The organism is Chitinophaga sp., assembly GCF_035564935.1.
In the GTDB taxonomy this organism is placed as follows: Bacteria; Bacteroidota; Bacteroidia; order Chitinophagales; family Chitinophagaceae; genus Chitinophaga.
The window spans coordinates 1-10086 of record NZ_DATMTE010000403.1 but is presented as its reverse complement, the minus strand read 5'-3'; the positions used below and the strand labels follow the sequence as shown (position 1 = coordinate 10086).

At 47.0% G+C, this 10086-nt stretch carries 6 protein-coding genes; 4 read left to right on the top strand and 2 right to left on the bottom strand.

What is annotated here, in order from left to right; translation table 11 throughout:
- From VN105_RS10600 to VN105_RS10585, 4 genes are all read left to right on the top strand, one after another.
- A partial coding sequence (locus VN105_RS10600) for an alpha-glucuronidase (RefSeq protein ID WP_325640617.1) occupies positions 1-1596 on the top strand: 1596 nt, incomplete at its 5' end.
- A 28-nt stretch (positions 1597-1624) separates the two neighbouring features.
- A complete protein-coding gene (locus VN105_RS10595; RefSeq protein WP_325640615.1) occupies positions 1625-2374 on the top strand; it encodes an SDR family oxidoreductase in 750 nt (249 codons plus the stop codon).
- 13 nt (positions 2375-2387) lie between these two features.
- On the top strand, positions 2388-4898 hold the full coding sequence (locus tag VN105_RS10590) for a glycosyl hydrolase 115 family protein (RefSeq protein WP_325640613.1): 2511 nt from the start codon (positions 2388-2390) through the stop codon (positions 4896-4898).
- 22 nt (positions 4899-4920) lie between these two features.
- Entirely contained in the window at positions 4921-6831 is a 1911-nt protein-coding gene (locus tag VN105_RS10585) for a sialate O-acetylesterase (protein ID WP_325640611.1), read from the top strand.
- 1 nt (position 6832) lies between these two features.
- Here the strand turns inward: VN105_RS10585 and VN105_RS10580 are convergent, their stop codons facing one another.
- Complete coding sequence (locus VN105_RS10580) at positions 6833-9139, bottom strand: glycosyl hydrolase family 28 protein (protein WP_325640609.1); 2307 nt, start codon at positions 9137-9139, stop codon at positions 6833-6835.
- 5 nt (positions 9140-9144) lie between these two features.
- Positions 9145-10086 (bottom strand): pectinesterase family protein (locus tag VN105_RS10575; protein WP_325640607.1); only part of this gene is annotated, 942 nt, incomplete at its 5' end.

Below are 10086 nucleotides of genomic sequence, written 5' to 3'. Positions count from 1 at the left end.
TACGCCGGTTTCTCTATATGGAACTGGCATACGCTTCCTTCGTATATTGATCAGCGTTATATTGATTATGCCAGGGCAAATGCCTCCATCGGCATCAATGGCGTAGTGATCACTAACGTAAACGCCAACGCCGTTATCCTTACTCCCGCTTATCTTGAAAAAGTAAAAGCCCTGGCGGATGTATTCCGGCCTTACGGTATCAAAATATATCTCACCGCCAGGTTCAGCGCTCCCATGGAAATTGGCGGGCTACAAACAGCAGACCCGCTGGATAAAAACGTACAACAATGGTGGAAAGAAAAAGCCAAGGAAATATATACTTATATCCCCGACTTCGGCGGCTTCCTCGTAAAAGCCAACAGTGAAGGGCAACCCGGTCCGCAGGACTATAAACGCACCCATGCAGATGGCGCCAATATGCTGGCAGATGCCGTTGCTCCATATAAAGGCATCGTGATATGGCGCGCGTTTGTGTACAGCCATGAAAACCCCGTAGACCGCCATATGCAGGCTTATGACGACTTTGTTCCGCTCGATGGACAATTCAGATCCAATGTGATGGTACAGGTGAAAAACGGGGCTATCGACTTTATGCCCCGGGAACCTTTTCATCCCCTGTTTGGCGCCATGCCCAAAACACCGCTGATGATGGAGTTCCAGGTAACACAGGAATACCTGGGGCAGGGAACAAGTCTTGTTTTCCTGGCGCCGCTTTTTAAAGAAACCCTTGAAAGCGATACCTACCGCAAAGGCAAAGGCAGCACCGTAGCCCAAATAATAGATGGCAGCCTGGAAAAACATTCGCTTTCCGGCATGGCAGGAGTAGCTAATATTGGCAACGATATTAACTGGTGCGGCCACCCGTTTGCACAAGCTAACTGGTATGCCCTGGGACGCCTGGCATGGGATCATACTATCAGCAGTGAACAGATTGCAGATGAATGGCTGCGTATGACCTTCTCCAACAACGCTGATTTCCTGAAATCCGCTACTGCCCTAATGCTGGAAAGCCGTGATATCATTGTGCAGTACTCCAATCCTATTGGCCTGCATCACATCATGGGTACCAGCCATCATTATGGCCCCGCTCCCTGGGTAAACGACCAGCGCCGCCCTGAATGGAACCCTGTTTATTATCACAAGGCAGATAGCAGCGGTATAGGATTTGACCGTACGGCAACAGGCAGTAACGCCCTCTCCCAATACCACCCTGATGCAAGAAAACAATGGGAAAACATCAGCAACTGTGATGAAAAATACCTGTTGTGGTTCCATCACGTTCCATGGAAATTGAAGGTAAAAAGCGGGCGTACTTTATGGGAAGAATTATGTTATCAATATTATACAGGCGCGGAACGGGCGGGAAAGATGCAGGCTACATGGAAAGGGCTACAGCCGTACATAGACAAGCAACGGTTTGACCAGGTGAGCATGCTGTTGAAAATACAACACGCTGAAGCTGTCTGGTGGCGGGATGCCTGCCTGCTGTATTTCCAAACCATCAGCAGGATACCTATTCCTGCACAATATGAACAGCCACGTAAAACACTGGAATATTATAAAAAACTGCGGTTCCCGTTCGCACCGGGAATTTAGCTACAGCATATTAAACTGACGAAGGAAGATGACAACAACAAAAAGAAAATTAGCTATTGTAACAGGCGGAGGTTCAGGACTAGGCCTTGCGATTGCCGAAAGATTTGTACAACAAGGCATCCGGGTAGTTATTGCCGGAAGAAACCAGGACCGGTTGAATGCCGCCCGGCAACAACTGGGAGCACTATGTCACCCGATACACCTCGATGTCACCGAACTCGCTGCCATTCCCGGTTTTGTTCAAACGGTAATTGATCAATATGGTCCGATTGATATCCTGGTGAACAATGCCGGCACCAATATGAAAAAAGATTTCACGGATGTAACGGATGAAGAGTTCCAACAGGTGCTCCTTACCAACCTTAGCGCCGTTTTCTCTATGAGCCGGGAAGTAGTAAAACATATGCTGCTGCAGCAAAGCGGTTGTATCATTAACATCAGCTCCATGGCTGCTCAATATGGTATTCCAAAAGTAATTGCCTATTCCGCCAGTAAAACAGCCATTGATGGAATGACCAGGGCTATGGCCGTTGAACTTTCTCCTAAAGGCATAAGGGTAAACGCCATTGCGCCCGGTTTTATTTATTCCGACATGACGGCAAAAGCACTCGACAACGACCCGGAAAGAAAAGCAAAAGTATTTGGCCGGACACCGATGGGCACCATGGGACAACCGGCCGATATAGGCGACGCAGCTTACTTCCTGGCCAGTGATGCCGCAAAATTTATTACAGGTGTAATACTGCCCGTGGATGGAGGAAACAGTATTGGCTTTTAATAACGATTAGCTGATGAAACGGATAATATTTTCTTTCATGGCATGTATGCTGGCGATTTGTTGCCATGCACAACCGGTGATTGCAAACCGGTTGTCCGAAGCAGCATTTTCCCTGGCCGGCGCAGCCATCTGTGTTGATCCAGCCGATGACCCGCTGGTGCTGCAATCCGCCAGTTGCTTACAACAGGATATAGCAATGGTTACCGGTATGAAGCTGCCTATAGTAGCTTCAATTCCTACAACACCAGCTATAATTATTGGATCAGTGGAAGGATCATTGCCTGTTACATCTCTCGAAAAAAAAGGAAAAATCAATACGACCCTTATTAAAAACAAATGGGAGGCCTATCTTATCCAAAGTACCGGCAATCATCTCATCATTGCCGGAAGCGACAAAAGAGGAACGGCCTATGGTGTATTTGAACTATCAAAGCAACTGGGAGTATCGCCATGGTACTGGTGGGCCGATGTACCTGTAAAAAAGAAGACATCCGTTTTTATCAAAAAGAATATATCCATCAGCGATGCGCCTAAAGTAAAATACCGCGGCATCTTTATCAATGATGAAGCACCGGCACTGGCTAACTGGAGCAAGGAAAAGTTTGGCGGGTTTAATCACCTGTTTTACGAAAAAGTATTTGAACTGATCCTCCGGTTAAAAGGCAATTATATCTGGCCGGCCATGTGGGGCAATGCGTTCTATGACGACGATTCACTGAATATAAAAATGGCGGAAAAATATGGCATTGTAACAGGCACCTCCCATCATGAACCAATGATGAGGGCGCACGACGAATGGAGAAGATATGGAATAGGGCAATGGAACTACGACAGTAACAGCACCCGGCTGAAAACATTCTGGCGCAGCGGTGTTCAGCGGGCTACCAATGAGAAAATTATAACAGTAGGCATGCGGGGCGATGGCGATAAACCTATGACCGGAGAAACTGCCACTGCATTGCTGGAAAAGATCGTTGCTGATCAAAGACAAATCATTGCAGCTGTAACCGGTAAACCAGCCAATGAAACGCCACAGCTATGGGCTTTGTACAAAGAGGTACAGGATTATTATGACAAAGGCATGCGCGTACCGGACGATGTAACCCTGCTGCTTTGCGATGACAACTGGGGCAATATCCGCAGACTGCCAGGCGCCGGTGATAAAAGCCGTAAAGGTGGTTATGGCATTTATTATCATTTCGATTATGTAGGTGGCCCGAGGAACTATAAATGGCTTAATACCAACTCACTTGCCAGGGTATGGGAGCAAATGCATCTTGCATGGGCTTATAACGTAAAGGAAATATGGATCGTGAATGCAGGCGATATTAAGCCCATGGAAATTCCTATTTCATTCTTCCTGGATTATGCATGGGACCCTGAAAAGACCGGTCCGGCAGACATTCAGCGATATACGGAAAAATGGGCTACTGAACAATTTGGAAATAAATATGCCAAAGACATTGCCGCTATTATTACTGCCTATACAACATTCAATGCAAGAAGAAAACCTGAATTACTGGACGCCAATACTTATAGTCTTCCTGATGAATGGGCAACAGTTGTTAAGGATTACAACAACCTGTTGAAAAAAGCTGAAACCATCAATGATCAATTACCTGCTGCATACCGCAACGCCTACTTCCAGCTGGTGTTACATCCTGTGAAGGCATGCGCCAACCTGAATGCGATGTACTACAATGCAGCACAAAACAAGGAAGCATATAAAAACAAATGGCCGGAAACCAATACCTATGCCGATAAGGTAAAACAGTTTTACCGTGAAGATTCCCTGATCACTATTGCGTATCACCAGCTGAACAACGGTAAATGGAACCACATGATGGATCAGACACATATTGGTTATACTTACTGGCAACAACCTCTTCAACAAAAAATGCCGGAAGTGTTGTACCTGTCGCCCGATGCAGTTACTGAAAGAAAAACGCAGCAGAAACAGGATCTTAAACGTGCAAATATTCCCGCGGGCATTACCGGTAATATTTTTTATGAAGAAGAAGAAAAAGGGGTATCCATAGCTGCTGCTCATTTTACCAGGGCTATCCACTCCAACGGTATTAGCTGGAAAGTACTTCGAAACCATGGAAGAACCGGGTCTGCCATCACTACCTTTCCTGTTACCGCAACAGCACAGCAACCTGGTAACAATGCACCTCATGTGGAATATGATTTCTATACCTACAGTAAAGGCGATGTTATTATCAATGCGTATTGCTCGCCCACATTGAATTTCCACAACAGTGAAAATGGGTTGCAGTATGCAGTTTCCATTGATGATGAAATACCGCAGATCATAAGCATTAATAAAGAAGGCAACTGGAATAAATGGGTAGCGGAGAACATCATTATTAAATCAAGTAAACACCAGCTGCAAACGCCAGGTAAACATACATTGAAGTATTGGATGGTAGATAGTGGCGTGGTTTTACAGCAACTGGTATTGGATGTTGGAAACGTAAAAAAAAGCTATCTTGGTCCACCTGAAACAATACTTAAAAAATAATATCTCCTGTAAACATCCCGGTATGAAACAACTGATTATCCTCCCGCTATTCCTTTTCCTTGCATACACCGGCGTGGCGCAGGTAAAGCTGCCCGCGCTTGTACGCGACAGTATGATCCTTCAAAGGGATGAAAAAGTAAAATTGTGGGGATGGGCATCAGCCAATGAAAAGATAACCATCCGATTCAAAGGCAAAGTATATAGAACAACTGCCGGCACAGAAGGCAATTGGGCAATACAGCTGCCTCCTACCAGCGCGGGCGGCCCTTACCAGATAGATATTACCGCAAGTAATAAAATTACTTTGCATGATGTGTTGTTTGGTGATGTATGGCTTTGCAGCGGGCAGTCGAACATGGTTCACCAGATGAACATTCATGATGTAACCTATGCCAATGATATTGCCACGGCAAATTACCCGCAGATCAGGCAGTTCCTGGTGCCCACACTTACGGACCTGCAAGGGCCGCAGCGCGACCTCCCACCCGGGCGCTGGGCGCCTGCTGTTGGAGAAGCCGTAAGGCCATTTTCTGCCGTAGCATATTTCTTTGCAAAAAAGATCCATGAAAAATATAAGGTACCTGTTGGCATTATTAATGCCAGCGTGGGCGGCACACCCATAGAAGCTTGGATCAGCAGCGAAGGACTGAAAAAATTTCCCGAACAAACAGCGGTCATCGAAAAAAATAAGGACACTGCTTATATCAATAGCTTCAGCAGGCAGGCAGCACCTTCTCCACAGCCCGCAGATGCAGGACTGGCAGCCACACCAGCGTGGTATAACACGGCATATGCACCGAAGGGCTGGCGTAACATCAACATTCCCGGCTACTGGGAAGACCAGGGCATCAGGGACCTGAACGGTGTTGTGTGGTACCGCCGGGAAATAGATATCCCCGCTTCCATGACGGGAAAAGCAGCCAGGGTTTTCCTGGGACGGATTGTAGATGCAGATGAACTATACATCAATGGCAAAAAGGTGGGCGCCACTAGTTACCAATATCCGCAACGCAGGTACAACGTAGCGCCTGATGTATTGAAAACCGGTAAGAACCTGTTCGTAATCCGTGTTACCAACACCGGCGGTAAAGGCGGCTTTGTACCAGACAAGCCTTACTGTATTTTCGCAAACGGCGATACCGTTGACCTGAAAGGTTACTGGCAATATAAAGTAGGTACTGTTTTCAATCCTGTTTCAACACCTGTAAAACGGATCAATCTCCAGTATCAGCCGGCCGCCTTGTACAACGCCATGATAGCCCCGGAAATCAATTATACCATAAAAGGATTTTGCTGGTACCAGGGCGAGGCCAATGCCGGCCGGCCCAAACAATATGAAAAGCTATTGCCTGCGCTCATCAGCAACTGGCGGCAAAAATGGAACCAGGGCGACCTTCCGTTTCTCTTTGTGCAGCTCCCCGGCTTCCAGGATTATAATTACCTGCCTGTGGAAAGTGACTGGGCAATGTTGCGGGAATCGCAGCTGAAAACATTATCAGTTCCCAATACGGCTATGGCTGTGGCTATTGATCTTGGTGAGTGGAACGATATTCATCCAGATCATAAAAAAGAAGTTGGTGAGCGGCTGGCGCTTGCAGCCATGAAAACAGCGTATAAGGAAGATATTATTTACAGCGGTCCGCTTTATCAATCAGCTGTTATTGAGGGAGATAAAATTATTGTCAGCTTTACACATACAGGTGAAGGCCTCATTACAAATGACGGCGAAGCGCCCGCTACGTTTGAAATTGCAGGTGCCGATAAAAGATTTGTGTGGGCAAATGCAAAAATAGAAGGGAATAAGGTAATGGTATGGAGCAATGACATTGCAACCCCTGTGTATGTCCGCTATGCCTGGTCCGACAACCCTGTAAATCCAAATCTGTATAATAAGGAACAATTACCGGCATCTCCCTTCAGAACGGACAAGTAATTTACTTTAAAACTTTCTGTAAGAAGGCAGTGGTATAGTTCATGGTTGTATTGAACCAGGGATGAAAGAACCAGAAAGGATGCGGTGTATCCGGCAGCTCGTGGACTTCTGAATAGATGTGATGTTCCTTCATGAGCTGCATCATATCGTTGCGGCCAGCATGAAATTGCGGGAATGAGCTGTTGATGAACAGCATAGGCACGGTGTTGTTTCCTGCATGTGTTAATGCGGATGCTTCTTTCCACAGGTCCGGCTTCTCTTCATACGTGCCACCCAGCCATTCTGATGCGGCGCCTGCTTCCATCGACTCCGGATGTTTAAATGCAAGGATGCCGTCTATATCTACAGCCGCCTGAACAGCGGAGGAAAACGCCCTGTTGTCCTTGCCCTCTTCATAGCGTTCAAATCCGTTGGTTGCACCCATCAACGCAGCCAATTGTCCGCCGGCAGAGCAGCCCAACACCGCAATATGATTGGTATCAATCCCATACAATGCGGCATTTGCCCGCATCCACCGTACGGCGGCTTTCAGATCCTGTACCGCCGCCGGATATTGTGCTTCGGCAGATAAGCGGTATTCCGCAGATACCGCCACATATCCCCTTTTCACCAGTTCCACCGACATTGCATGATTATGTGTTTTATCGCCGGAATGCCAGCCGCCACCAAAAACCAGCAACACAGCAGGTTTGCGCTGAGGTCCTTTATTACAGAACACGTCCAGCAGCAAGGTGCGCCCGCTTGCTTCGCGATAAGGAATATCTATTAACTGCTTCATGTTGGCCGGTGCAGTTGGCGCAGCAATTTTTATAAATGGAAATTTGAGCCGTTGTTTCTGAAAAGTACTCCATACAGCAAAAGATGTATCGCGTGGCAGTTGCGTGTCCAGCCGCACGTTATCAAGCACAATATCATCCGCATCAGTTAATTCCTTTCCAATTGTTGTTTTGAAAACACTATTGGTGATGCGGATATTTTTTACCGGCATCTCCGGCAACCCGCGGATAAAAATGGCTTTCTTTGCGCCATTACAGATAATATTATCGAACTCCATATCCCTGAACACCGGCGTACCTTCATTCACCTGCGGCCGTTCATCCCGCTTGCTATCGGTAGCAAATTTCACGAAGTAATAAAGATCAAAAAACACGGCCTCTTCCACAATATCCTTCATGAAAATATTTTTTGCAAAGATCTTTTCTACCACGCCGCCACGGCCCCGGGTGGATTTAAAGCGCAATCCCTTATCCGTTCCGATGAAAGTACAGTTATATACAAAAATGTTCCTCGCACCCCCGCTCATTTCGCTGCCTATTACAAAACCACCGTGCGCTTTATAGACAGTATTGTTACGCACAATGCCATTCTCTGTAGGCTTACCACGCTTGCGCCCTTCCTCGTCTTTGCCTGATTTAATACAAATAGCATCATCACCAACATCAAATATGCAGCCTTCCACCAGGAAGCTGCGGCAGGACTCAATATCCGCTCCATCGCCGTTTTGCGCATATGATGGGTTTTTCACCAGCAGGTTACGCAAGGTAAGATCTTCACAAAGCGAAGGGTGCAAACACCAGGCGGCCGAATTTTGAAAAGTGATTCCTTCCAGCAATACTCTTTTACAATTGGTCAGCGCTACCAGATTTGGCCGGAGGAAATCTTTCATCACGGCAAAATCCGCCAGTGGCTTACCTGGCACCAGCAACATACTCATACCTTCTTCCTTTGCTTTTTTATACTGCTCACTCGGATACCATTCATTACCATTTTTTCCGAGTACACCACCAGATGCTACTTTCTTCTTCCATTCGCTTTCCGTCATCTGGCCTTTGCCTACTGCCCGCCATACATCGCCATTGCCATCTATGATCCCTTTACCAGTGATAGCAATATCATGCAGGCCGTTTCCACTCACCGGTGATTGATTGCGGGCCGCAGATCGGCCTTCATACGAACCTTCCACCAGGGGGTATTGATTTTTATCCGGCGTAAATAAAAGTGTGGCGCCGCTTTTCAGATGCAGGTTCACATTATTTTTCATTTCCACCGGCCCGGTGAGCCAAAGTCCCTCCGGCACCAGTACCACACCGCCGCCTTTCATGCTGCAGGTAGTTATTGCCTTGTTAATCGCCGCCGTATTCAGTGTAATCCCATCCGCTATGGCGCCATAACGAATGATATTAAATGTATCTTTCCTAAAAACAGGCGATGCTATCTGAGGTAACCGCTTCCAGGAATACTGCGAAAACGCCTGTACCGTTATTGCCAGGCATAAGGTTAATAAAATGCTTATGTTTCGTATATTCATACCAGTTATTTTTCTTTAACCGCAGGATCCCACCCGCCTAATATTTTTACAGTTACATATTGTGCGGCTTCAGCAGCACTGAGTTGTTTGCTCCACGGCACCCTTCCTGCAACAGCCGCGCCTTCTCCCCTGTTATCATATTCCGCGTAGAAAGCGGTTTGTTCGTTTTCCGTTTTACCCCAGTTATGCCAGCCTGCAGGCAGGATATGTTTTCCCATTTCACAGCGGATAAAAACGGTGCGTGCATATGCCCGCCACGGCCTGCCCAGATATACTTTCTGTGCTTCCTGATCTGCTGTAAGATTGCATTCCAGGAACACGTAACCGTATGCCTGTTCCTTTGTTGTAGATGCCGCGGTGATATAGGAATCAGAAAGACTCCTGATAGTGCAACGGCGGAACAGGGCCGTAGCCGGGCCGAAAATAAAATCGGTAGTACCGGTAATCAGGCAATTCTCATAATACTGGCAACTGTTACCATTGGCGGTTAGCAGTGTGTCCTGGTTACCGAACAGGTTACAGTTGCGGATCACAAAATGATCGCCATCCACATGCAATGCAACCGCCTGGCCTACACGTCCTGCCGTATTACGTATAGTAAGGTTCTCCATCTTCACATCGTTGCCCTGTACCCATACGGTATAGGAATTGAAAGTGCTCAGCTTCTTATTATCTACCTGTTTACCGGAATAATCATCATTGGTAATGATGGTGCTATCGCGGCTTTCGCCGATGAATGTAATGTTTGTTACCCAGGAGGGGATGATTAATTTCTCGTGATACACACCTTTCTTAACCGTAATGGTAAGTGGTACCGGAGAATAGGCCCGTACAGCATCTACGGCTTCCTGGATGGTGGTATAATCCCCGCTGCCATCTTTGGCAACAGTGAGGCGGGAAGGATAGCTTTGCTGCGCCGTTGCAGTAACGGCAGAGATGACAGCGAA